Here is a 23,851-nt window from a genome sequence, read left to right as displayed (position 1 = left end):
AAACCAACGATTAATCAACCAACCGAAGGCGATACAACGGTCAATGGAACAGGTAAACCAGGCGATACCGTGGTGATTACGGATAAAGATGGCAACAAACTAGGTGAAGGTATTGTGGATGGCAATGGAGATTACAGCATTCCAGTGACGGATCTACCAAGTGGAGAAGAAATCACAGCGACCCCAAGTATCAATGGTAATGTTGGAACATCAAGTACCGCGACCGTATTACCAAAACCCGAAGTAGGTGGAGGCGAAGCAGAAGATATCGGGACTCCTGAATCTCATAAACCAACGATTAATCAACCAACCGAAGGCGATACAACGGTCAATGGAACAGGTAAACCAGGCGATACCGTGGTGATTACGGATAAAGATGGCAACAAACTAGGTGAAGGTATTGTGGATGGCAATGGAGATTACAGCATTCCAGTGACGGATCTACCAAGTGGAGAAGAAATCACAGCGACCCCAAGTATCAATGGTAATGTTGGAACATCAAGTACCGCGACCGTATTACCAAAACCCGAAGTAGGTGGAGGCGAAGCAGAAGATATCGGGACTCCTGAATCTCATAAACCAACGATTAATCAACCAACCGAAGGCGATACAACAGTTACCGGAACAGGTAAACCAGGCGATACCGTGGTGATTACGGATAAAGATGGCAACAAACTAGGTGAAGGCGTTGTGGATGGCAATGGAGATTACAGCATTCCAGTGACGAATTTACCAAGTGGAGAAGAAATCACAGCGACCCCAAGTATCAATGGTAATGTTGGAACACCAAGTACCGCAATAGTATTACCAAAACCTGAAGTAGGTGGAGGCGAAGCAGAAGATATCGGGACTTCTGATTCACATAAACCAACAATTAATCAACCAACCGAAGGCGATACAACAGTTACCGGAACAGGAATACCAGGCGATACCGTGGTGATTACGGATAAAGATGGCAACAAACTAGGTGAAGGTGTTGTGGATGGCAATGGAGATTACAGCATTCCAGTGACGGATCTACCAAGTGGAGAAGAAATCACAGCGACCCCAAGTATCAATGGTAATGTTGGAACATCAAGCACCGCGACCGTATTACCAAAACCCGAAGTAGGTGGAGGCGAAGCAGAAGATATCGGGACTCCTGAATCTCATAAACCAACAATTAATCAACCAACCGAAGGCGATACAACAGTTACCGGAACAGGTAAACCAGGCGATACCGTGGTGATTACGGATAAAGATGGCAACAAACTAGGTGAAGGTGTTGTGGATGGCAATGGAGATTACAGTGTTGTTGTTCCACCACTAAATAAAGGTGAAGTCATTACAGTGACCCCAAGTATTAATGGAAATAAAGGAACATCAACAACAACGACAGTGAAAAATGGTAAAATACCTTTAGAAAACTCTTTGGAAAAAGAAAAGGATATTGCAAAACAAGCAATTGATAAAGTAGCTACTGAGACTAAGAATCGAATTGATCATATGTCTCATTTATCAGATGCAGAAAAAGAAAAATTAAAAGAATCAATTGACAAAATAGCTAAACTTGGAAAAGAAACAATTGATCAAATGACAACATTAGATGATATAATTAATTCAATGAAGAAAACTATTGAGGCAATTGAAAAGATTGGTGATATCTGTGAACAACAAAGTGGTTCAACCAATCAATCAACTAATAATCATACAACGGTTGTTAGACCTACTGGTAATGGAATTTCTACAACGAATAATAAAAATACATCATCAAGTTCAAAACTACCAAAAACAGGAGAAACTGCTGATAAGACATTAATTATTAGTGGATTGGCCATGTTATCTGTAGTAGGTGGAGCAGTGTATTATCGTAAAAAGAAAGAACAAGCTTAATAAATAAAAAAAATACCCATTCAACTTCAAATTATGAGTTGTATGGGTATTTTTTTTAATTTAATTTTTCTTTTGCTTTAGTTGGAATGTTATCTTTTTGAACTTCTTCCCAAGTCAGCACACCTTTAATGTCATTTACTTTTATTTTTAAATAAGCATTTTCTTTTAATGGTTTATCTTTGTAAGCATCAAATTCAAGGTCTTTTTCTGTTCCCTTATTATCAACACTTGAAAGATTATAAGTATAAACAGAACCTTGTTTTATTCCTCTATCATCAAGGGCATCTTCAGTATTAGTTGGTTCTTTAGTAATTTTTGTGTAATAGTATGTGCCTCCTTGATACTTGTGATAAAGATACATTGGAGTGGCAATAAAGGCTATTAAAATAAGTGCTGTTATTATTTTTTTATAGTGTGTCATAATAAATCATCCTCTCTTCAATGATAAGTATAGATAAAAATGTCTTAAAATTAACGAATCCCTAGATTGATTTTTATCTCATTCTCTAGTACTAGAGAATATTGATTTTAGGCATAAAAGTATCTTCGTACATAAATATACACTATGATGGAAGTATTATTTATTTAGGAGTGTAAAACATGTTAGTAAAAAAAGAGTTAGCGTCTTTTAGTGAGCGTTACAATAGGCTATATTATGCATTTAGAAATATCCCTAATTGGCGTCAGTCAATCAAAAAAGGTGTACTTTCAAAGCATTTTAATTCTCGCATTATGTTGGCTGTCACAGAGGTAAATGGTTGTGCTGTTTGTTCTTATGGGCATACTACAATGGCATTAGAATCTGGTATGTCTCAATTAGAGATTAATGAGTTGTTAGGTGGTGGTATGACAGAAGTTCCGTTAGATGAACAAATGGCTATTTTATTTGCTCAACATGTTGCAGATAATAATGGAAAAGTGTCAAAAAAATCATGGCATAATTTAGTAAAAGAGTATGATGGAAAACTGTCTAAAGCTATTTTATCATCGACACAAATCATTATGATGGGAAATACATTTGGCATCCCGATTGGATCGTTTTTATCAAGAGTAACAACAAATGAGGCCTTTAAAAAAGATGATCGGTCAACTATCTATTACGAATTAGGTGTTATATTGTCGTTAATCGGTATGCTCCCAGTCGCGTTAGTTCATTCCATTGTTGCCTCTGCATTAAAGTTGCCAATAGCAGATTGTTATTAAATTAAATAAAAATGAGAAAAGTGATTGACAGATTAGAAAAAAATAGATATACTACGTTTATCAAATTTAGATTGTGAGGCATTGCTATGAATAAAAAACAGCAAATTATACCAACACAACTGAATAATTTTTACTTTAGCTACTTTAGATAGTGTTTGTAGACATGTTTATCATGGATGCAAACCGGAAAAGTTTGTATCTATGGGGCTAAGGAATTTTAATGAGCAACTTTCGCCACATAGATTGTTAAGATAATCTAAGTGGCTTTAATATTTTTTTAAGATAGTAGGATTATATCTTTTAAAGCATTGACTTAGATTATTGTATCTGGTCAATGCTTTTTTTGTTGGCATTAGTTGTAAAAAGAGAAAATGGGGGAAGAAAAAATGAGAAAAAATGTATTAAGAGGATTAGTAGGATTAGCAGCAATTGGTTTACTAGTAGGATGTGGCAACAAAGAAAAAAGTTCAGATGAAGGGATGCAAAAAGTAGGCATATTACAATATATGGAACATAAATCTCTTGATAAAGCGCGTGAAGGATTTATAGCAGAATTAAAAGATGAAGGATATGAAGATGGAAAAAATATCAAAATAGATTCTTTAAATTCTCAAGGCGATCAAGCTAATTTGAAAAGTATGAGTGAAAAATTAGTAAAAGAAAAAAGTGATGTGATTTTAACGATTGCAACACCAGCAGCCATATCAGTTGCCACTGAAACAACGGACATTCCAATCATATTTACAGCTGTGACGGATGCTGTATCAGCAGGGTTGGTTGAAAGTAATGAAAAGCCTGGTAAAAATATTACAGGAACAAGTGATATGGTTCCAATTGATAAACAAACAAATCTTTTGCTATCAATTGTTCCAGATGCTAAAACAATCGGTATCATTTACAATTCAAGTGAAGAAAACTCAGTGATTCAAGCGAAATTGGCTAAAGAAGCGATTGAGAAAAAAGGTGTGAAAGTAAAAGAGTCAACCGTTACTTCAACAAATGATGTTCAACAAGTCATGACAGCATTAGCAGGAGAAGTTGATGGGGTTTATATTCCAACAGACAATACATTAGCCAACACCATGGAAACAGTTGGAGAGATTGCACGAAACAAAAAATTACCAATTGTAACAGGTTCAGCAGAAGATGTCAGAGTTGGAGGGTTAGCAACTTATGGTTTAGATTATGAAAAATTAGGTCGCCAAACAGGTAAGTTAGCAGTGAAAATTTTAAAAGGTGAAGCAAAACCAGCTGATTTATCAGTAGATATGCCAACAGATTTAGATTTAGTTGTTAATGAAGACATGGCAAAAGCATTGGGAATTGACCCATCAACGATAAAATAAGATAAAGATAAGTGGAGTGATAAGAATGGATATCATAATTTCAAGTGTTTCTCAAGGATTTTTGTGGTCAATTATGGCAATAGGGGTGTATTTAACCTATCGTATATTAGATGTGGCGGACTTAACTGCTGAAGCAAGTTTTCCATTAGGAGCAGCAATCAGTGCAAGTCAAATTGTTTCAGGTACTAGCCCATTGCTTGCAACCCTAATGGGACTTGGTGGTGGATTACTAGCTGGTCTTGTTTCAGGATTATTGCATACCAAATTAAAAATACCAGCACTTTTAGCAGGGATTTTGACAATGACTGGATTGTATTCAGTCAATTTAAGGATTATGGGACAAGCGAATGTCTCTTTATTAGGTAAAAAAACAGTGATGCGTACTTTTAATGATTTAGGAATGACAAATCAACTAGCCACATTAATTGTTGGGATTATTGCTTCGCTTATTGTTATTTTGTTCTTATTTTTATTTTTTAGAACAGCCATTGGGTTAGCGATTCATGCGACAGGTGACAATATCGCCATGAGTGAGGCTAATGGAATCAATACTGACAATATGAAAATCATCGGCTATATGATTTCTAATGGTTTAATTGCGTTATCAGGAGCATTGATGGCTCAAAGTAATGGGTATGCGGATATTAGTATGGGGATTGGAACAATCGTCATTGGATTAGCTTCTGTGATTATCAGTGAAGTGTTATTTAAAGATGTTAGTTTTGTCAAACGATTATTTTTAATTATTTTAGGTTCAATTATTTATCGATTTATTATTTCTCTTGTCTTGTACTTGGGTGTAGCACCAACAGATTTAAAACTGTTTTCAGCCATTGTGTTGACGATTTGTTTATCATCACCTTTGATTAAGAACAAATTTATTAAAAAGAAACACTTATAAAGATTAGGAGGAATTATTATGATACCAACTTTAACATTAAAAAATATACATAAAAGTTTTGAAGTAGGCACTGTTAATGAGCATCATGTTTTACGTGGCGTGAATCTTGTGCTGAATGAGGGTGATTTTGTCACCGTCATTGGAGGAAATGGTGCAGGTAAGTCAACGTTGCTTAACTGTATTGCTGGAAATATTTCAGTTGATTCAGGTGAAATTATTTTGGATGATATCGACATAACTTCTCAAAAAACAGAAAAAAGAGCCGCTCATATTGGTCGTGTGTTTCAAGATCCTAGAATGGGGACTGCTACAAGACTTAGTATTGAGGAAAATTTATCTATTGCTTATGCTAGAGGTAAAAAACGAGGATTGTCTTTAGGCGTGACAGATGCTCAACGAGAAGAATTTAAAAAGCAATTAGTACGCTTAGACTTAGGTTTAGAAGATAGATTAAAAAAAGAAGTGGGGTTACTCTCAGGAGGTCAAAGACAAGCTTTAACACTTCTTATGTCAACAATCGTAAAACCTAAATTATTATTATTAGATGAGCACACAGCGGCTCTTGATCCTAAAGCAAGTCATTCTGTTTTAACCTTGACAGAAAAGATGGTTCACGAAGATCATTTAACCACATTAATGATTACGCACAACATGGAAGATGCTATCAAATATGGCAATCGATTGGTGATGTTACATGAAGGGAAAATTGTTGTTGATATCAATCAAAAGCAAAAAGAAGGATTAAAAGTCCAAGATTTAATGGACTTATTCCAAAAAAATAGTGGACAATCACTGACAGATGATGCACTTATATTATCTTAGTGTTTAATTAATAAAAACTCAAATCAATTTGATTTGAGTTTTTTTGTTCGTGAAATTTTTATTTTAATATTTGTGATTAAAGTTCTTTTATAAGCATTTTAATCAAATTTAATCTTGTGAAAACATTATAAAAAGGGTTTATTTAATGTTAAAAATATCACAAATAGATTGTGTAAACGTTATTTTATGATATAGTAGTTACTAAGGTAGCTACTAAAAAAGAGGTTGAAAAAATTATGGAAACAATAATACAAATAATGAAAAAATATCATTTTTCTGAGATGGAGACATTAGTGTACACCACACTGTTGGAACAAGATAAGCTAACAGGTTATGAAATAAGTAAACAATCTGGTGTACCACGCTCAAAAGTGTATAACATTTTAGAAAAGTTATTGAAAAAAAATTTAGTTATTGTGAATAAATCAGAACCAAAGTTGTATCGAGCGATATCTTCAGATGAATTTATTGAACGCTTAGAAAAGGACGTCAAACAGGATTTAGCTGTTTTGGATAAGCAATTAGGTGGGATAAAAGAAGCTGAAGAAGAAGAGTTATTATGGAAAATTGAAGGGTATTCTCATGTTTTGGAAAAAGTTGAGCATTTAATTAAGCATTCTAAAAAAAGTTTGTTGGTTCAAATATGGAAACAAGATATCAGTAACGAGCTATTATTTTTATTACAAGAAGCTGAGAAACGATTAGACGAGTGTGTGGTGATTCTATTTGATACAGAACATCATTATAATCTGCCATTAAATCATTATTATCAACATGGGTTTGAAGAAGAAAAATTAAAAGACTTTGGATCTAGGTGGATTAACATTGTTCGAGATGAAAAAGAAGTGGTGTTTGGTACATTATCAGAAGAAACAAGTCAAACAGACGTCACGTGGACAAAAAATAATGCGATGGTTAGTTTATCAAAAGAATACATTAAACATGATGCTTATACATTGAAAATTATTGAAGAATTGCCTCAAGAATTGCGTAGTAAATATGGTCACGAGTTTGAAAAAGTGCGTTCAATATTTAAGGGGGAATAGTCATGGTCAGAACAGTTTTATTAACATTAATTATATTAGTCAATGGATTTTTCGCTTTTACTTTTGTGAAAGATTTAATGAGTCATAAAGAAGAATTTAAAGAAGAAAAAGCGAACGTAAAATGGTTGCCGTTTACTTCATTTATCATGTTTTTCTTATCAACATTTGGTATTTCAGATTTTGCAATAGGAACCGTTCTTTATCCAAAATTAGGTTGGGTAAATATGAAAAAATTACCAGGAACATTAAACACACAATGTGTTATACCTGTAGCAGCAATGGCATTATCATATATTTCAGGGGTAAATGTTGGGATTAAAACATTAGCGATTTGTATTATAGCGCAAGTAATCGGTGCTTATATTGGACCAAAATTTGTAGTGAAACTACCAGAAGATACCATTAAAAAATTCGTTGGTGTTGGGTTAATTATTGCCGCGTTCTTAATTTTTGCCGGACAAGTTAATTGGATTCAATCAAATGGGACAGCAACAGAGTTATATGGTGGTAAACTAGTCTTAGCAGCGTTTTTATTATTTGTATATGGGGCATTAAACAATATTGGGATTGGGTCATATGCTTTGACAATGGTTACAGTTTACTTATTAGGAATGGATCCAATTGCCGCTTTCCCAATTATGATGGGAGCGTGTACCTTCTCAGTGCCAATCGGAAGTGTTCAATTCATTAAATTTGGTGAATATAGCCGTAAAATCACTTTATTTACGTCAATATTTGGTGTTCTAGGGGTATTAGTAGCAGTCTTTTTAGTGAAATCACTAAATACTTACATGTTGAAATGGGTTGTTATCTTTGTTCTTTTATATAGCTCATATTCAATGTTAGCAGCACAACTTAAAAAAGGATCACAAACAGCTTAAGGGGGAAAAGAGTATGTTATTTTTGAAAAAAGAAGATATTGAAAAATGTTTTGATATGAGAGCAGCAATGGATGCATCACTTGAAGCATTAAAAATTTATTCAGAGGGTAGAGCAACTATCCCATTAAGAACTAATATCCCAGTACCAAAAGCAGAAGGACAAAGCCTTTATATGCCAGGTTATGTTGAATGTGACAGTGGAAAAGATGCATTAGGTGTCAAGATTGTGTCGGTTTATCCAAAAAATATTGAAAAAAACATTCCAAGTGTTCCAGCGACAATGGTCGTTCTTGATGCGGAAACAGGGATTGTGAATGCCATGCTTGATGGTACTTATTTAACACAATTAAGAACAGGGGCTGTGCAAGGAGCGGCAACAGAACTTTTGGCGAGAAAAGATGCAACAATTGGTGCTTTGATTGGAACAGGTGGACAAGCTGAAAGTCAATTATGGGCGATGTTGACAGCAAGAGACTTAACAGAAGTACGTATCTTTGATATTGATTTTGATAGAGCCTCTGCATTTGCAAAAGAAATGGCAGAAAAATTTAAGGTTACAATGATTCCAACTCAAACAGCACAAGAATGTGTTGAGGGTGCTGACATCATCACAAGCGTAACAACATCTAAACGCCCAACATTTTCTAGTGAGTGGGTGAAAAAGGGAGCTCACATCAATGGTGTGGGAGCATATACACATGACATGTGCGAAATTCCACGAGAAATCATTAAAGAATCTGACTTAATTATCTTTGATACAATGGATGGTGTGTTACAAGAAGCAGGCGACTTTATGCAACCACTAGAAGATGGCTATGTATCAAAAGATAAATATGCTGGTGAATTAGGAGAGCTTGGCTTAGGTAAGTTACAGGGTAGAGAAAATGATGAAGACATTACTATTTTCAAAACAGTTGGTTCAGCTGTACTAGATGTATATGTGGCACAAAAGATGGTTGAACAAGCGAAAGAACAAAACATTGGTTTAACTGTATAAGAATAAAAATCAATCACTTTGGTGGTTGATTTTTTTATTAGACAAAAATAGTTATAAAACAATCATATTTACTTATTATTTAAATGTTTAAATGAAAAGAATAAATAAGTAGAGGTGATTAAATGAAAAAACTAAGCAAAGTCATATTTATTGTAGGACTAGTAATAGTGATTGTTGCCATTTTTTTTGCTTTTAAATATAATTTATTTCAAAATCCGATCATCTTGAAAAAATTTGTACATCGCTTTGGCTTTTTTGGTCCAGTTATCTTTATTTTAATTCAAATCATTCAACCAATTGTGCCGATTATTCCTGGTGGGGTAAGTGATGTTGCTGGGATTTTATCGTTTGGACCTATTATAGGAGTGGTGTACGCTTCAGTCGGGTTAGTTATTGGAGAAATCATATTATTCTTGCTCGTTCGTAAATATGGTAGAAAATTTGTTTTAACCATTATGTCAGAAAAAAATATGCCACGACTAGAAAGATTAGTTGATGTTGGAAATAAACATACTGTTTGGATGCTTATTATCGCGTTTTTAATGCCTTTTGGTCCAGATGATTTAGCATGCCTAGCTTCTGGGTTTACAAAGATATCATTAAAAGATTATATTAAAACGATTATATTATTAAAACCAATTTCTGTAGCCATTCATTGTTATTTATTGCTAGATGTTTTTAAAATGGTGAAAATAAACTAATAGTGCTAGTAATTTAGATAAAACATGTTACACTGATAAAGCTAAAATAAAGAAAATAGGCGAGTGGCTTATTTATGAAGGATGTTAACATGGTAAAAAATAAATTTAATCTATTTGGTATTGATGAGTCGATAATTGAGGCATTAGATGTTTTAGGTTATACAACCCCCACAGAAGTTCAGAAAGAAGTCGTACCATTACTACTTGAAAAAAAAGATATTGTAGTTCAATCTCAAACAGGTAGTGGGAAGACGGCCGCTTTTGGTATTCCTGTTTGTGATGCGGTAGAGTGGGAAGAACGATACCCTCAAGTATTAATTCTAACTCCAACTAGAGAATTGGCGACACAAATTCAAGAAGAATTATTTAATATAGGTCGTTATAAGCGATTAAAAGTCGTGAGTTTATTTGGAAAGAGTTCTTTTCAAATGCAGGTTAAACAATTAAAACAACGAACACATATTGTGGTGGCAACACCTGGTCGATTATATGATCATATTATGCAAAAAACGATTAATCTAAGTAAAATCAACCAAGTGATTATAGATGAAGCAGATGAAATGTTTGCGATGGGATTTATCGAGCAATTAGATCAAATTATGCCGAGATTACCTAAAAAAAGAAATACGGCGCTATTCTCTGCCACAATGCCAGATGCGGTGAAACGATTATCTAAAAAATATTTGGAAAATCCTGTCTATGTGGAAATTAAAAAGACGGGCGAACAAAAAAAACGAATTTCTCAGTATTATCAATGGGCAGCTGATGATGAAAAATTGTCTCAGTTTAAGGACACACTAATAGTTGAAAATCCTGAAACAAGTATTATTTTTTGTAATACAAAAATAATGGTGGAAGAATTAACCAAACAATTAAAATTATTAGGTGTTAATTGTGAGATGTTGCACGGTGGCATGGAACAACGTGATCGAACACGCGTGATAAAAGATTATAAACGTGGCTACATTCACTGCTTGGTGGCGACAGATGTTGCAGCAAGAGGAATTGACGTATCAGATATCAAGCTAGTTGTAAATTATGATATACCTGATAAAGTTGAAACGTATACACATCGTATTGGACGAACAGCTCGTTTTGAAAAAAGTGGTAAAGCTATTTCGTTTATTAATTCAAAAGATAAATCATCTTTTAAATCGATTTTGGCTAAAGAAGGTGATAGTTTAGAAGAGATGCGCCGACCAAATCGTGAACAGGTCAAAGAGATGAAACGCCCATTTTTAGATAGACAATTAGAATCACCAAAACTTAGAAAAGAAAAAGGGTTATCTTTTAATGAAGACATTATGAAAATCCACATTAATGCAGGGAAAAAGCAAAAAATGCGTGCCGGTGATATTGTTGGGGCCTTGTGTCAGATTGATGGCATGACTGCTGATGATATAGGTGTGATCGATTTATTAGATATTTCAACTTTTGTCGACATTTTAAATGGTAAAGGTGATTTGGTATTAAAAACACTTCAAACAAAATCAATTAAAGGCCGTTTGAGAAAAGTGAACAAATCAAACGTTACCAAGTATGAACAAGATTTACAAAAATATCAACACTAAAAAAAGAGTTCTTTTAAGAGAGCTCTTTTCTTTTTTCGAATGTTTATAGAAAGAAGGGTGTGATGATAGAATGTTTTTACTTAGTTTATTGTTTTTCTTAGGGGCGTCTTTGGCTTCTTTTTTTGTATTAGTGGGTGATAGAGTATCTAAACAGGAATCCATTGTCCTACCTAGATCTCATTGTTCTTATTGCCAACATGAGTTAAGATGGTCTGAATTAGTTCCAGTGTTTTCTTATTGTTTCCTGAAAGGTCGCTGTTTATATTGTTTTAATCATATTGGTCATGTTAGTACGTTGTGGGAATTATTTTCAGGTCTTTTATTTATGTTATTATATAGATTAGAGGTAAACGCCTTACAAGGTATTTTATTGTGTCTCATTTGGTTTATCGTACTATCATGGCTGAATCGGACAGATTATCAAAAAACTCTCTGTGAAAAAATCTATTATAAATAGTAAAAAAGTATTTGATTGGATGATTTTTTTCTGAAATTACAGTATACTATCATAGGATAAACTAAGGAGAGTAAGACAAATGGCTCAATTATTTTTTAAGTATGGTGCGATGAATAGTGGGAAAACCATTGAAATTTTAAAAGTTGCTCACAATTATGAAGAACAAAATAAACCAGTTGTTTTGATGACTAGTGGATTGGATACAAGAGATGAGATTGGTGTTATATCCAGTCGCATTGGTTTACGACGAGAAGCCATCCCGATTTTTCATGAAACAAATGTCTATGATATAGTAGAAAAGATGACTGATAAACCATACTGTATCCTAGTTGATGAGTCACAATTTTTAGAACAAGCTCATGTGGTTCAATTTGCTAAAATTGTGGATGATTTAGATATTCCAGTGATGGCATTTGGACTTAAAAATGATTTTAAAAATGAGTTATTTGAGGGCTCTAAGTATTTATTGTTGTATGCAGATAAAATAGAAGAATTAAAAACAATTTGTTGGTTTTGTCATAAAAAAGCCACAATGAATTTAAGGATGGATGATCATAAACCTGTTTACACAGGAGAACAGATACAAATCGGTGGAAATGAGGCTTATTATCCAGTTTGCCGCAAGCACTATGTCAACCCACCGTTGTTAAATCGAAAGGATGAAGAAAATGTTTGATCAATTACAATCAATTGAAGACCGTTACGAAGAATTAGCGGAGTTATTAAGTGACCCAGATGTTGTCAGTGACACGAAACGCTTCATGGAGCTATCTAAAGAAGAAGCAGGAACACGTGAAACAGTAGAAGTTTACCGTCGTTATAAAGAAGTGACAGAAGGTATTGCGGATACAGAAGAATTATTAGGTGAGAAACTTGATGATGAGATGCAAGAAATGGCAAAAGAAGAGTTGTCAGAGTTAAAAACAGAAAAAGAAGAATTAGAAGAACGGATTAAGATTCTTTTATTACCAAAAGACCCTAATGATGATAAAAATATCATTTTAGAAATTCGTGGCGCTGCTGGTGGGGATGAAGCGGCATTATTTGCAGGTGATTTATTTGAAATGTATCAAAGTTACTCTCAAAACCAAGGATGGACATTTGAGGTGATGGACGCTAATATCACTGATATTGGTGGTTACAAAGAAGTGACTGTGATGATTACAGGGGACAGTGTGTTCTCTAAATTAAAATATGAAAGTGGCGCGCATCGTGTACAACGTGTTCCATCAACTGAATCACAAGGTCGTGTTCACACATCAACTGCAACAGTGGTTGTGTTACCTGAAGCAGAAGAAGTGGAATTAGACTTAGAAGATAAAGACATTCGTGTGGATATTTATCATGCAAGTGGTGCTGGTGGACAGCATGTTAATAAGACAGCCTCTGCTGTGCGTTTGACACATATCCCAACAGGCATTGTTGTCGCGATGCAAGATGAGCGTTCTCAGTTAAAAAATAGAGAAAAAGCAATGAAAGTATTACGTGCCAGAGTGTATGACCAATTACAACAAGAAAGTCGTAGTGAGTATGATGCAAACCGTAAATCTGCTGTTGGTACAGGGGATCGTTCAGAACGTATCCGTACATATAATTTCCCACAAAACCGTGTGACTGATCATCGAATTGGCTTAACGATTCAAAAACTAGATCAAATCTTAGCAGGAAAATTAGACGAAATTGTGGATGCGTTGATTATATATGATCAAACAGCTCAATTGGAGAAATTAAATGGATAAGCCTATTACATATTTTGAAGTCCTGAAATGGGCTTCTTCTTTTTTAGAAACACATGATAAAGACGCTTCAATTGCTGAATATTTATTACTCGAGTATAATCAATGGACAAAAACAGACTTGTTGTTACATTTTAAAAAAGACGTTCCCCGAGATTTATTGGACAGATTATCAAATGATTTAGAAAAGGTCAGTCAAGATTACCCACCACAATATTTGATTGGCTCATGTGAATTTTATGGTGAACGTTTTTTAGTGTCAGAAGATACTTTAATTCCTAGACCAGAAACAGAAGAACTTGTAGAATGTTGTTTAACAGAAAATGATTTTCAAAACAAAGTTGTGGTAGATGTTGGAACAGGAACAGGTATTATTGCCATCAGTTTGAAAAAAAATCGACCTGATTGGACAGTTAAGGCGATTGATTTATCACCTGAAGCATTGAAAGTAGCACAAAAAAATGCCAAACATTTAGAAACTAACATTGAGTTTTATGAAGGAAATACCCTTGAACCAGTAGCAAATCAGATGTTTGATATTATCTTATCTAATCCACCTTATATTAGTGTTGATGAATGGGATGAAATGGATGAATCTGTTAGAAATTATGAACCTAAACTAGCGTTATTTGCTAAAAAGAATGGGCTGGCTATTTATGAAAAACTAGCAAAAGAAGCAACACAACTGCTGACAAGTGATGGAAAGATTTATTTAGAGATAGGGTATCAGCAAGGGGATAGTGTGGCACATATTTTTCAAGAGCACTTTCCTAAAAAAATAGTAGAAGTGGTAAAAGATATGTCAGGACATGACCGAATCGTTAAAGTTTACTAAAAGGAAGTGTAAAGATGGAGACTAAAGTATATCATCAAGATAAAATGAAAGAAGCAGCTGAAATTATTAAACAAGGGGGACTTATCTCGTTTCCGACTGAGACTGTCTATGGATTGGGAGCAGATGCGACCAATACAGAAGCGGTGAAAAAAGTCTATCTAGCTAAGGGACGTCCGAGTGATAACCCCTTGATTGTTCATGTGGACTCAAAAGAGATGGTAGAAGAATATGTTGAGGCTATTCCTGACAAAGCCATACAGTTGATGAAAACATTTTGGCCAGGGCCATTAACGCTTATTTTTAATTTAGCACAGGACAATGATTTATCAACCAGTGTAACAGCTAATTTAAATACAGCTGCTTTTAGAATGCCAAATAACCATGTCACACTGGAATTGATTCGTCAGTCAGGTACACCACTAGTCGGTCCAAGTGCTAATACATCAGGTAAGCCAAGTCCTACCACTGCCATTCATGTATTGAATGATTTGAGTGGAAAGATTGAAGGTGTATTAGACGATGGTGGATGTGAAGTTGGAATAGAATCAACCGTGTTAGATATGAGCAATCCTGATATGCCAACTATTTTAAGACCAGGAGCGATTACAAAAGAAGAAATAGAACAAGTTATCGGTGAAATAGCGATTGACACATACTTAGTCGATGAACAGAATGCACCAAAATCGCCAGGTATGAAGTACAAACATTATTCTCCTGATACACCAGTAATAATGATAGACAGTGAGCTAGATAACTGGGAAGAAGCGATTGAATACTATCAACAATTGGATAAAACAGTTGCTATTTTATCTAGCGGAGAAATAGCGGATCGTTTAGTGGATTATTCGGTATTTGCACTTTATATGCTATCAGAAAAAAAAGAGGTTAAATCTGCTATGCAGCATTTATTTGGTGGATTAAGAGCACTCGATGCTGAATTAACAGGGTATGATGGTGTGATTTTGGCAGAAGGATATCCAGAAGTAAGTCAAAACGCAGGTTATATGAATCGGTTAAAAAAAGCAGCAAATCAAACATTTTTTAGAAAATAAATAGTAATTATAAAGAAATATGGTACAATAGTATAAAAAATCGGGAGTGTGTTTGCATATGGATTATAAAAAAGAAGATGCTGTTTTGTGGGATGCTATAGCTAATGAAAAACAGAGACAACAAGAAACGATTGAGCTAATCGCTTCAGAAAATTTTGTATCAGAAGCTGTTATGGCAGCCCAAGGAAGTGTATTAACAAATAAGTATGCAGAAGGATATCCTGGACGCAGATATTATGGTGGGTGCGAATTTGTTGATGTGGTAGAGAATTTAGCGATTGATCGTGCGAAAGATTTATTCCAAGCTGATTTTGCTAATGTTCAGCCTCATTCAGGCTCACAAGCGAATACTGCCGCTTACCTGTCTTTAGTTGAAGACGGAGACACTGTTATGGGAATGGACTTAACAGCAGGAGGGCATTTAACACATGGTTCTCCAGTAAACTTTAGTGGTAAAACATATAACTTTGTGTCATATGGTGTAGATCCAGTGACAGAAGTTATCGACTATGAAGTGGTTAGAATTTTAGCAAGAAAACATCAGCCAAAACTGATTGTAGCTGGAGCAAGTGCATACTCTAGAGATATTGATTTCAAGAAATTTAGAGAAATAGCAGATAGTGTTGGAGCTAAATTAATGGTGGATATGGCTCATATTGCAGGACTTGTTGCAACAGGTCTACATCAAAATCCAGTTCCATATGCAGATATTGTCACGTCAACAACCCATAAAACATTAAGAGGCCCTAGAGGTGGACTTATCTTAACTAACTCACCAGAATTAGCTAAAAAAATAAATAGTGCTATTTTCCCAGGGATTCAAGGTGGCCCATTAGAGCATGTTATAGCAGGAAAAGCTGTGGCATTTAGAGAAGCACTATTACCTGAATTTAAAGATTATAGTAAACAAGTATTAGCAAATGCTAAGGCGATGGCTCGTGTAATTAATCAAACACCTGGAGCGCGTTTAATTAGTGGGGATACAGATAATCATTTATTATTAATAGACGTGACAGGATTTAAGTTAACTGGTAAAGAAGCAGAAGCTATTTTAGATAGTGTACATATTACAGTTAATAAAAATACCATTCCATTTGAGAGTCAAAGTCCATTTGTCACAAGTGGTATCCGTATAGGAACACCAGCTATTACAACTCGTGGATTTAAAGAAGAAGATGCTAAAAAAGTAGCTGAGTTAATTGTTGAAGCACTGACTTATCATGAAGAAGAAAGTGTGTTAGAGAAAATAAGAAAAGAAGTGGCAGAGTTATTAAATAACCATCCACTTTATAAATAAAATTTTTAGGGAATTGACTAGTCAATTCCCTTTTTTTCGGCTACAATAGATAAGAATAAAATTTAAAAGGAGAATCGCATTATGGGAAAATTTCAAGTGATAGATCATCCGTTAATCCAACACAAGTTAACAATTATCAGAGAAAAAAATTGTGGAACAAAGGTTTTCAGAGAAGTTGTTGATGAGATTGCTATGTTAATGGCTTATGAGGTGTCTCGTGATATGCCATTAGAAGACATTGAAATTGAAACACCAATGGGAACGTCAGTACAAAAAACGTTAACTGGTAAGAAAGTAGCGATTATCCCAATCTTAAGAGCAGGTATTGGAATGGTTGATGGTATGTTAGAATTAATACCAGCAGCTAAAGTTGGACATGTTGGTCTATATCGTGACCATGACACGTTAGAGCCAGTTGAATATTTTGTTAAATTACCAGCAGATATTGCTGAAAGACAACTATTTGTTGTAGACCCAATGTTAGCAACAGGTGGTTCAGCTATTATGGCAATTGATTTATTAAAACGTCGTGGGGCAACAAACATTAAATTTGTTTGTTTAGTATCAGCTCCAGAAGGTGTGAAAGCACTTCAAGAAGCTCATCCAGATGTTGATATTTATACTGCCGGCTTAGATGAAAAATTAAATGAAGAAGGTTACATTGTTCCTGGTTTAGGTGACGCTGGTGACCGTTTATTTGGTACTAAATAATAATAATGAGTAGTCAATCCCTTAGAGTTATTCTAGGGGATTTTTTGTGAATCATGACCTATCTTAACTTGTCAATAGCTAAAGACTATTAAAAAAACTATTAGATACCATAATATTCTGTAACTTGTAATCGATTACAAATCATTATAAATTAAACTTATATTTTGCGCGAATATAACAAAATAGATATAAGGGAGAAGGTTATGGAAAATATTGTGATTGCTAAAAGGATCAAACATCCTTTATTAAGTGGTATTGTATCCGTGATATTTTTAATTTTATTTGCATCTGTAGGATGGATTATTTGGTCAAATGTTTGGCAATTAGTGATTGGTCTTGTTGGTGGCGAGAGTGTTAATAATTTACCAGCAGAAATTCAAGGACATTTCTTTAAAGAATCAGTTGAGGGAACGTTTTTTTGGCTAGTGATTTCAACATGGGTTTGGTTTAGTTTGAATCTTGGGAATTATGGGAAACATACAAGAAATTTAACTCATTTGAAAACAGGCATTAGATACACATTAATGGCATTTTTAGTTGGTATCATTGGATTTAGTTTATTTGTGACTTTTTTAGGATTATGGTGGGAACCGTTTAGTTGGCAAGTATTGTTTAGACCAGAAAATGATGTACAAGCTCTTTTAGCAATAAAAGGCTGGTCAGCGATTAATTTTTTTGCCTTGTCGGTTATTTTAACACAGATACCACTGGTTAGCTTGTTTGGTAAATACCCATTTAGCCAATACAGTCAATCAAATTGGTCTATTTCGTTTGGAACACTATTTTTAGGATTATTTTTAGCTTTATTTAATTGGATTGTATTTATTGTTCCAAGTTTTTTCCAGTTACAAATTGATGGAGTAGCAATCACTCAAGTTCCTTTTGGTTCATGGTCAACAGCTATTGCTTGGTGTCAATTGTTTATTTTCTTTTTCTTATTGCCAGCAGAAGGAGCAGAAGGATATCCACAAAAGCTTTTTACAACGCGTCAACCTATTTCAGGATTGATTGGATTAGCTATTGCTGTGATTGGAGCGTTCATTATGCTACCAATACTTAGCCAGTTACTAACACCACTTGCGACAGAAGTTGGTATAGATCCAGATTTAGCAGTTGCATCATTCGTGTTAACGATTATTAATGTGTTGCTAACATGGCATCATCATTTTGATGATTATCCAAATAAAGAATTGGTTCCATCAGCATGGAAACGTATTGTTATTCAATTAATCATTGTGATAACTATTGGCTCAGTGTTAGGAATACTTTGGCTTAAAACACTTCATTTATGGCCTTTTGGAGGAAATCATTTAGGATTAGAGCATCCTATGTTAGGTATTCTAGGTGGTCAATTCGTTTACATGATGCCAATGCTATTTATGAATACTTTCTTTGATAAATGGCCAATGTCGTATTATAAAGAGAAATAATAGTTTAAAACCGTCAGACAGACGGTTTTTTTCTTTGTAAAAAATTACTTGATTAGACGTAGTAAAAATGCTAAACTTTATTTACTACGATAGATAAAGTAATTTTATGAGGTGGTTGAATGATTAGTAGCGACATTATTCGCGGATACAATGACCCTTTGATACTATCTCTTTTAATTGATGAAGATTCTTATGGTTATGAGATTTCCAAAAAAATTAAGGAACAGAGTAATCAAAAATACATTATTAAAGAAACAACTCTTTATTCAGCTTTTAATCGATTGAAAAAAAATGGCTATATTACATCATATCCAGGTAATGAGACATTTGGTAAAAAGCGAACGTACTATAAGATTACCCCAAAAGGGAAACAGTATTATTTGGAAAAAAAAGAAGAGTGGGCACTAACAAAAGAAGTCATTGATAACTTTTTAGGAGGAGAGCAAAATGAAAGTCATTGAAAATTATGTGGAAACAATGTTTGTTAATTTGCCATATACGGCAGAATTATTAGCAATCAAAGAAGATATTTTATTAAATATGAAAGAAAAATATTTAGAGCTTATAGAAGAAGGAAAAGCAGAAAATGAAGCATTGGGAACAGTTATTGCAGAGTTTGGTAGTATAGATGAACTATTAGATTCTTTAGAGATTTCAGTAGAAGAAGTGGATGATCAAGAGTATCATCAATTTGTTTCATCTAAATTACCCATTTTGTCTGAGTCAGTTATTACGAACTACCTTGAAACAAAGAGACTAACAGGTATGTTTATTGGGAGCGGTGTGGTGTCACTAGGTGTAGGTCTAAGTAGTTTTCTTTTCCTTATTAATCGAACTTCTCCTTCCATCCCTTTCTTTATCATAGGACTATGTATATTAGCTGCTATTAGCCTATTTATTATTGGTGGAATGAAACTATCCGTATTTAATTACTTGAAAAAGGGATTTATTCTAAATTCTGAGGATCGAGTATTGCTAGAGCAAGCTAAATTTGACTATCACCGTTCATTTGTTTTATCAATGGTTTTAGGTGTAGGGTTATCTATGTTATCTATCTTTTCTGTTATTTTTAGTTTGTTTTGGGGATTTGGGGAAGATATTGGTTTAAGCTCATTAATACTAATTGCTTCAGTGGCTTGTTTCTTTTTTATCTATGCTGGAAATATTCAAGGAAGTTATACCTTTTTATTAGAGAATGGCTTAGAGGAAAGTACCTCAGATAAGGACTATGAACGTCATCAGTTTTTACAACGGTTTGAATCATTATACTGGTTAGTGATTTTATTAATCTTTTTTGGTTGGGGCTTTTTCTTTGAAGGATGGTTCATTTGTTGGATTGTTTTCCCAATTGGTGGTGTTCTACAAGATACATTAAGTCATAAAATATAAAAAATGGTTACATCATGACTAAGTGATGTAACCATTTTTTTAGAAGGTTTTAGCTAATTCTTTTGTGTTTTCAATAATAGATGCCAAGATGTCATCTGCTTTGTCTGGTTGATAGTCTAATCCCTCAATGATAATAGAATCTGTTTCTTCTACGCCAACAAAGTTAAAGATTTCTTTGACATATTTAGAAGAAGTATCTTCACCAGAGTGAATGCCCCCACTTGCTTGAATGTGCAACATTTTTTTCCCTGGAACCAAGGGTATTTTACCAGTTTCAGTGTATTTAAACGTCTTGCCTGCAACAACTATGGTATCAATCCATGCTTTTAATTTAGTTGGAATATTTAAATTCCATAAAGGATTAGCTACGATAATTTTATCTGAATTCAGAAATTGTTCAGTCAATTCAGAAAAACGTTCAATTTTTTTGGCTTGTTCTTCCGTAATTTCTTTTCCTTCTCTTAAATTAGTCCAACCAGTTAAGATATCTTTGTCAATTTCTGGTATGAAATCATCGTAAACATCAACGAATTCAACCATATCTGTTGGGTGACTTTCTTTGTAAGATGTCAAAAAGGCATCTAATACTTTAAGGGTACGTGAATCATCCGTTGTTAATGGGTGTGCTTTAATAACTAATACATTTGACATAATCATTTCCTCAATTCATTTATATTTTACTTATTATTTATCAGTAATTATAAATATAAAGTATTTTGTGAAAAATAGCAAAGTTTTTTTATTTATACTATAAATAAACACTTAATACTGTATTAGTTTTTATAATAGAAGGCGTAAGAAAAAGTGATTTGAAACCACTTACAATAACAAGTACTATTATAACAGTAAGAACGTCAAAAAGTTTGATAAAAGAAAGAGGATGACTATGACATTAATTAATGAGTTATTAGGAATAAAATACCCAATTATTCAAGGAGCAATGGCCAAAATATCGACATCAGAATTAGTTAGTGCCGTATCAGAAGCAGGAGGACTTGGTGTTATTGCTTCTGGTGGTATGACAACAGAACAAGTAAGAGAAGAAGTCCGAAAAACGCAAAAACTAACGGATAAGCCATTTGCGGTTAATGTGATGTTGATGATGGAAAACCGAGATGACATTATTGATGTGGTGATTGAAGAAGGTGTTAAAATTATTACTTCAGGTGCAGGAACACCAAAACCATATATGAAACGTTTAAAAGAAGCAGGTGTTATTGTCATGCCTGTTGTTCCCAATGTTGACATTGCCTTAAAGATGGAAAAATTAGGAGCGGATGCTGTGATTGTTGAAGGGATGGAAGCAGGAGGACATATTGGAGAAGTTTGTACATTTCCACTAGTGTCTGCGGCAACACAAGCATTGAGTATTCCAGTTGTGGCTGCAGGAGGGTTATCAAATGGGCAGTCATTGGCTGCAGCATTAGCATTAGGTGCAAAGGGGGTTCAGATGGGAACAGTTTACTTAGCAACAAAAGAGTGCCCAGTCTCAGATGCGTATAAAGAACAAATCCTTTTATCTAATGAAACATCAACCGTTGTGACAGGACGAAAAAATGGGGCCCCTGTAAGAAACATCCGCAACGAGATGACAAGTCACTATTTAGAATTAGAGGCTAAGGAAGTATCAAGAGATGAATTAGAAGCTTTAACCATAGGCTCTTTATATAAGGCTGTTAAGGAAGGTGACATGGTGAATGGTTCGGTGATGGCTGGACAAATTATTGGGACAATTTCGACAATAAAAACAGTTCAAGAATTACATGATGAGATTCTAGAGCAGTATAGAAAAGTATCACTGCCTAAAATATAGATAGAGAGGACGACTTATGTGAGTCGTCTTTTTTGTTTTAATAATGTGGTTTTATTATCTGAAATATGATAAATTATAATCAATGATGAGACTTATTTGGAGGAGTTAACAATGGAAAACACAATGAATTATCTAAAGAAACTAATGTTTTCTTTGTTATTAGTGTTACTTTGTGTGACATTATTAGGTTGCAAGAAAACTAATAATGCATACGAACAATCCATTTCTGAAGCAAAAAAAGCGATATCTGATCAACATTTCGATTTAGCAGATATTTTTTTAGATGAAGCTTTAGTAGAACAACCAGATAGTGAGGAAGCAAAAATTTATCAAACACAGTTAAAAAAATATTTAAAAGCTTTAGAATTAAAAGAAAATAAGGAAAAAGAACAATCTATTATTAAGCTACTAGATGACGTTATTGAGGAGGTTAATGGCTCTCAAACCTTGATTGATTATGCGAAAGAAGAAAAACAAGTGATATTAAGTGCGAGTGATAGCGAGTCAGAAGAAGAATTTCCAGATGTAGAAGTTGCTTTGGGTGAAACAAAAAAAGATTTATGGAGCCAAGAACAATCTGAGGAACTAGATGCGTTTGTAGCAAGTTGGGGCAAGCAGATGAACCAAACTTATGAAGCATATGATGACAAGAAATCAGTCGATTTGTATGGGATAAATGTCCCGCAAGTTATTTTAGATAATAGCTGGAAGATGGTAGTAAATGATAAACCAGTATCTGTTGAATGGTCTACATCAGGTATTGGAAAAACACCTTATCAACTAGTGGCAGTGTACTCTGATGCAGATTATCAGCCAAATTTAGAAAAGCATGTGTACTTTTTTGTATTGGTAGACAATGAACCAAAAGTATTTGTGACACAACAAAATCAAGGAAATCCTCAAAATTACTTATATTTTGATGAAACACAAAATGTTGACCTATTACAAGCTTTTCGACAGATTGCTAAACAAGAGGAGTATTCGTTTTAAAATGAAATTTCAGAACATGCGTCTTTCTAGAGCAGTGTTCTGTTTTTTTATTTTTTATTTGTTATACTTTAGAAGAAGGGGTGGACAAATGATATCGTTAGACTATTACTTAAATTCAGGGACAACAACGGTTTCTAATTTATTATTTAAATATTATAAAAAAGTTGGGATGACTGATTCTGAAATGCTATTTTATTTACAGTTATTGCAGTCTAGCCAGCAAGGAAATGAGTTTCCGACAATGGATATGATAACGAAACATATGAATATAACAAACGAAATAGGTTATCAACTGGTTCAACAATTAATGACAAAGGGAATATTAGCGATTGAAACGAGTCGAAATGAGTTTGGAAAAACGGAGGACCGGTATGATTTAACGCCGATATATGAAAAAATAGAAAATGTAATCAATCAAGAAGTTGTTCAAACAACGGAAAAAATCGAAGAAGATAAAAAAGCCAATTTGTTTAACAAGTTTGAACAAGAATTTGGTAGAGCTTTATCACCAATTGAACTTGAAACAATTCAACAGTGGCTTAACGAGGATAAATATTCAGTTGAATTAATTGAATTGGCTCTTCGTGAAGCAATACTAAATCAAGCGTATAGTTTAAAGTATATGGATCGAATTTTATTGAATTGGGAAAGAAAAAACTTACATTCTAAACAGGCGATACAAACAGATCAGAAGCAACGTTTGAAAGAAATCGATGAAAAGAATCATACGTCAAACGAGGAAGATTTACCAGAAATACCAATGTATAACTGGCTAAATCCACATGATAAATAGGAGAAGAT

Annotated in this window: 25 protein-coding genes; 23 read left to right on the top strand and 2 right to left on the bottom strand. The window is 34.0% G+C overall.

What is annotated here, in order from left to right; genetic code table 11:
• Positions 1 to 1,872, top strand: a 1,872-nt coding sequence (locus CBF36_RS06575) for an Ig-like domain-containing protein (protein ID WP_125957662.1), incomplete at its 5' end; no start/stop codon positions are given.
• A 55-nt stretch (positions 1,873 to 1,927) separates the two neighbouring features.
• Here CBF36_RS06575 and CBF36_RS06570 read toward each other — a convergent pair.
• On the bottom strand, positions 1,928 to 2,293 hold the full coding sequence (locus tag CBF36_RS06570) for a YxeA family protein (protein WP_125957660.1): 366 nt from the start codon (positions 2,291 to 2,293) through the stop codon (positions 1,928 to 1,930).
• Positions 2,294 to 2,472: 179 nt separating this feature from the next.
• Between CBF36_RS06570 and CBF36_RS06565 the strand changes: the two genes are divergently transcribed.
• The 19 genes from CBF36_RS06565 (at position 2,473) to CBF36_RS06475 (ending at position 20,247) form a co-directional block, all read left to right on the top strand.
• Positions 2,473 to 3,075 carry a carboxymuconolactone decarboxylase family protein gene (locus CBF36_RS06565; RefSeq protein WP_125957658.1) on the top strand — a complete coding sequence of 201 codons (603 nt, stop codon included), beginning with the start codon at positions 2,473 to 2,475 and terminating at the stop codon, positions 3,073 to 3,075.
• A gap of 386 nt (positions 3,076 to 3,461) precedes the next feature.
• Positions 3,462 to 4,421 (top strand): ABC transporter substrate-binding protein, encoded by a 960-nt coding sequence (locus CBF36_RS06560; RefSeq protein WP_207854477.1) that lies wholly within the window; start codon positions 3,462 to 3,464, stop codon positions 4,419 to 4,421.
• A gap of 25 nt (positions 4,422 to 4,446) precedes the next feature.
• Positions 4,447 to 5,322 carry an ABC transporter permease gene (locus CBF36_RS06555; RefSeq protein WP_125957655.1) on the top strand — a complete coding sequence of 292 codons (876 nt, stop codon included), beginning with the start codon at positions 4,447 to 4,449 and terminating at the stop codon, positions 5,320 to 5,322.
• Between the two features lie 18 nt (positions 5,323 to 5,340).
• The gene (locus CBF36_RS06550) at positions 5,341 to 6,144 is read left to right on the top strand and encodes an ABC transporter ATP-binding protein (protein WP_125957654.1); all 804 of its coding nucleotides are present in this window, start codon (positions 5,341 to 5,343) and stop codon (positions 6,142 to 6,144) included.
• 236 nt (positions 6,145 to 6,380) lie between these two features.
• Entirely contained in the window at positions 6,381 to 7,190 is an 810-nt protein-coding gene (locus tag CBF36_RS06545; protein ID WP_125957652.1) for a TrmB family transcriptional regulator, read from the top strand.
• 2 nt (positions 7,191 to 7,192) lie between these two features.
• The gene (locus CBF36_RS06540; RefSeq protein ID WP_125957650.1) at positions 7,193 to 8,071 is read left to right on the top strand and encodes a sulfite exporter TauE/SafE family protein; all 879 of its coding nucleotides are present in this window, start codon (positions 7,193 to 7,195) and stop codon (positions 8,069 to 8,071) included.
• Positions 8,072 to 8,084: 13 nt separating this feature from the next.
• Complete coding sequence (locus CBF36_RS06535) at positions 8,085 to 9,068, top strand: ornithine cyclodeaminase family protein (RefSeq protein WP_125957648.1); 984 nt, start codon at positions 8,085 to 8,087, stop codon at positions 9,066 to 9,068.
• Between the two features lie 122 nt (positions 9,069 to 9,190).
• Positions 9,191 to 9,769, top strand: a complete 579-nt coding sequence (locus CBF36_RS06530; protein WP_125957646.1) for a TVP38/TMEM64 family protein — start codon at positions 9,191 to 9,193, stop codon at positions 9,767 to 9,769.
• Between the two features lie 89 nt (positions 9,770 to 9,858).
• On the top strand, positions 9,859 to 11,340 hold the full coding sequence (locus CBF36_RS06525; RefSeq protein ID WP_125957644.1) for a DEAD/DEAH box helicase: 1,482 nt from the start codon (positions 9,859 to 9,861) through the stop codon (positions 11,338 to 11,340).
• A gap of 70 nt (positions 11,341 to 11,410) precedes the next feature.
• Positions 11,411 to 11,797: a prepilin peptidase gene (locus tag CBF36_RS06520; RefSeq protein WP_125957643.1), complete on the top strand. Its 387-nt coding sequence runs from the start codon at positions 11,411 to 11,413 to the stop codon at positions 11,795 to 11,797.
• 79 nt (positions 11,798 to 11,876) lie between these two features.
• The gene (locus tag CBF36_RS06515; RefSeq protein ID WP_125957641.1) at positions 11,877 to 12,473 is read left to right on the top strand and encodes a thymidine kinase; all 597 of its coding nucleotides are present in this window, start codon (positions 11,877 to 11,879) and stop codon (positions 12,471 to 12,473) included.
• Positions 12,466 to 13,536: a peptide chain release factor 1 gene (gene prfA, locus CBF36_RS06510; protein WP_125957639.1), complete on the top strand. Its 1,071-nt coding sequence runs from the start codon at positions 12,466 to 12,468 to the stop codon at positions 13,534 to 13,536. Before CBF36_RS06515 ends, prfA begins: the two co-directional genes overlap by 8 nt.
• Positions 13,529 to 14,368 (top strand): peptide chain release factor N(5)-glutamine methyltransferase, encoded by an 840-nt coding sequence (prmC, locus tag CBF36_RS06505; RefSeq protein ID WP_125957637.1) that lies wholly within the window; start codon positions 13,529 to 13,531, stop codon positions 14,366 to 14,368. Before prfA ends, prmC begins: the two co-directional genes overlap by 8 nt.
• Before the next feature lie 14 nt (positions 14,369 to 14,382).
• Positions 14,383 to 15,420, top strand: coding sequence for an L-threonylcarbamoyladenylate synthase (locus CBF36_RS06500; RefSeq protein ID WP_125957636.1), 1,038 nt, complete (start codon positions 14,383 to 14,385; stop codon positions 15,418 to 15,420).
• Positions 15,421 to 15,478: 58 nt separating this feature from the next.
• Positions 15,479 to 16,717, top strand: coding sequence for a serine hydroxymethyltransferase (glyA, locus tag CBF36_RS06495; protein ID WP_125957634.1), 1,239 nt, complete (start codon positions 15,479 to 15,481; stop codon positions 16,715 to 16,717).
• Between the two features lie 81 nt (positions 16,718 to 16,798).
• A complete protein-coding gene (gene upp, locus CBF36_RS06490) occupies positions 16,799 to 17,428 on the top strand; it encodes a uracil phosphoribosyltransferase (protein WP_125957633.1) in 630 nt (209 codons plus the stop codon).
• A 203-nt stretch (positions 17,429 to 17,631) separates the two neighbouring features.
• The gene (locus tag CBF36_RS06485; protein ID WP_125957631.1) at positions 17,632 to 18,858 is read left to right on the top strand and encodes a hypothetical protein; all 1,227 of its coding nucleotides are present in this window, start codon (positions 17,632 to 17,634) and stop codon (positions 18,856 to 18,858) included.
• A 119-nt stretch (positions 18,859 to 18,977) separates the two neighbouring features.
• Positions 18,978 to 19,319 (top strand): PadR family transcriptional regulator, encoded by a 342-nt coding sequence (locus tag CBF36_RS06480; RefSeq protein WP_125957629.1) that lies wholly within the window; start codon positions 18,978 to 18,980, stop codon positions 19,317 to 19,319.
• A complete protein-coding gene (locus CBF36_RS06475; protein ID WP_125957628.1) occupies positions 19,306 to 20,247 on the top strand; it encodes a permease prefix domain 1-containing protein in 942 nt (313 codons plus the stop codon). The genes CBF36_RS06480 and CBF36_RS06475 overlap by 14 nt, the downstream gene beginning before the upstream one ends.
• Positions 20,248 to 20,286: 39 nt before the next feature.
• Here CBF36_RS06475 and CBF36_RS06470 read toward each other — a convergent pair whose 3' ends face one another.
• Positions 20,287 to 20,898 (bottom strand): FMN-dependent NADH-azoreductase, encoded by a 612-nt coding sequence (locus tag CBF36_RS06470; protein ID WP_125957626.1) that lies wholly within the window; start codon positions 20,896 to 20,898, stop codon positions 20,287 to 20,289.
• 229 nt (positions 20,899 to 21,127) lie between these two features.
• Between CBF36_RS06470 and CBF36_RS06465 the strand changes: the two genes are divergently transcribed.
• The 3 genes from CBF36_RS06465 (at position 21,128) to CBF36_RS06455 (ending at position 23,843) form a co-directional block, all read left to right on the top strand.
• Complete coding sequence (locus CBF36_RS06465; RefSeq protein ID WP_125957624.1) at positions 21,128 to 22,060, top strand: NAD(P)H-dependent flavin oxidoreductase; 933 nt, start codon at positions 21,128 to 21,130, stop codon at positions 22,058 to 22,060.
• Between the two features lie 111 nt (positions 22,061 to 22,171).
• Positions 22,172 to 23,050, top strand: a complete 879-nt coding sequence (locus CBF36_RS06460; RefSeq protein WP_125957622.1) for a DUF4767 domain-containing protein — start codon at positions 22,172 to 22,174, stop codon at positions 23,048 to 23,050.
• A gap of 88 nt (positions 23,051 to 23,138) precedes the next feature.
• On the top strand, positions 23,139 to 23,843 hold the full coding sequence (locus CBF36_RS06455) for a DnaD domain protein (protein ID WP_165865404.1): 705 nt from the start codon (positions 23,139 to 23,141) through the stop codon (positions 23,841 to 23,843).
• Positions 23,844 to 23,851 lie beyond the last annotated feature (8 nt).

Origin of the sequence: Vagococcus bubulae, from assembly GCF_003950315.1 — a bacterium.
GTDB lineage: Bacteria > Bacillota > Bacilli > Lactobacillales > Vagococcaceae > Vagococcus > Vagococcus bubulae.
This window is presented reverse-complemented; position numbering and strand designations above follow the sequence as displayed.

Excerpts from the sequence above, each read along its gene's own strand:
- CBF36_RS06520 (WP_125957643.1), top strand. The coding sequence starts at position 11,411 with ATGTTTTTACTTAGTTTATTGTTTTTCTTAGGGGCGTCTTTGGCTTCT.
- CBF36_RS06530 (WP_125957646.1), top strand. The coding sequence starts at position 9,191 with ATGAAAAAACTAAGCAAAGTCATATTTATTGTAGGACTAGTAATAGTG.
- upp (WP_125957633.1), top strand. The coding sequence starts at position 16,799 with ATGGGAAAATTTCAAGTGATAGATCATCCGTTAATCCAACACAAGTTA.
- CBF36_RS06470 (WP_125957626.1), bottom strand. The coding sequence starts at position 20,898 with ATGTCAAATGTATTAGTTATTAAAGCACACCCATTAACAACGGATGAT.
- CBF36_RS06475 (WP_125957628.1), top strand. The coding sequence starts at position 19,306 with ATGAAAGTCATTGAAAATTATGTGGAAACAATGTTTGTTAATTTGCCA.
- CBF36_RS06555 (WP_125957655.1), top strand. The coding sequence starts at position 4,447 with ATGGATATCATAATTTCAAGTGTTTCTCAAGGATTTTTGTGGTCAATT.
- CBF36_RS06465 (WP_125957624.1), top strand. The coding sequence starts at position 21,128 with ATGACTATGACATTAATTAATGAGTTATTAGGAATAAAATACCCAATT.
- CBF36_RS06540 (WP_125957650.1), top strand. The coding sequence starts at position 7,193 with ATGGTCAGAACAGTTTTATTAACATTAATTATATTAGTCAATGGATTT.
- CBF36_RS06455 (WP_165865404.1), top strand. The coding sequence starts at position 23,139 with ATGATATCGTTAGACTATTACTTAAATTCAGGGACAACAACGGTTTCT.
- CBF36_RS06565 (WP_125957658.1), top strand. The coding sequence starts at position 2,473 with ATGTTAGTAAAAAAAGAGTTAGCGTCTTTTAGTGAGCGTTACAATAGG.
- CBF36_RS06535 (WP_125957648.1), top strand. The coding sequence starts at position 8,085 with ATGTTATTTTTGAAAAAAGAAGATATTGAAAAATGTTTTGATATGAGA.
- CBF36_RS06515 (WP_125957641.1), top strand. The coding sequence starts at position 11,877 with ATGGCTCAATTATTTTTTAAGTATGGTGCGATGAATAGTGGGAAAACC.
- CBF36_RS06550 (WP_125957654.1), top strand. The coding sequence starts at position 5,341 with ATGATACCAACTTTAACATTAAAAAATATACATAAAAGTTTTGAAGTA.
- CBF36_RS06560 (WP_207854477.1), top strand. The coding sequence starts at position 3,462 with ATGAGAAAAAATGTATTAAGAGGATTAGTAGGATTAGCAGCAATTGGT.
- CBF36_RS06485 (WP_125957631.1), top strand. The coding sequence starts at position 17,632 with ATGGAAAATATTGTGATTGCTAAAAGGATCAAACATCCTTTATTAAGT.
- glyA (WP_125957634.1), top strand. The coding sequence starts at position 15,479 with ATGGATTATAAAAAAGAAGATGCTGTTTTGTGGGATGCTATAGCTAAT.
- CBF36_RS06570 (WP_125957660.1), bottom strand. The coding sequence starts at position 2,293 with ATGACACACTATAAAAAAATAATAACAGCACTTATTTTAATAGCCTTT.
- CBF36_RS06525 (WP_125957644.1), top strand. The coding sequence starts at position 9,859 with ATGGTAAAAAATAAATTTAATCTATTTGGTATTGATGAGTCGATAATT.
- CBF36_RS06500 (WP_125957636.1), top strand. The coding sequence starts at position 14,383 with ATGGAGACTAAAGTATATCATCAAGATAAAATGAAAGAAGCAGCTGAA.
- CBF36_RS06545 (WP_125957652.1), top strand. The coding sequence starts at position 6,381 with ATGGAAACAATAATACAAATAATGAAAAAATATCATTTTTCTGAGATG.
- prmC (WP_125957637.1), top strand. The coding sequence starts at position 13,529 with ATGGATAAGCCTATTACATATTTTGAAGTCCTGAAATGGGCTTCTTCT.
- prfA (WP_125957639.1), top strand. The coding sequence starts at position 12,466 with ATGTTTGATCAATTACAATCAATTGAAGACCGTTACGAAGAATTAGCG.
- CBF36_RS06460 (WP_125957622.1), top strand. The coding sequence starts at position 22,172 with ATGGAAAACACAATGAATTATCTAAAGAAACTAATGTTTTCTTTGTTA.
- CBF36_RS06480 (WP_125957629.1), top strand. The coding sequence starts at position 18,978 with ATGATTAGTAGCGACATTATTCGCGGATACAATGACCCTTTGATACTA.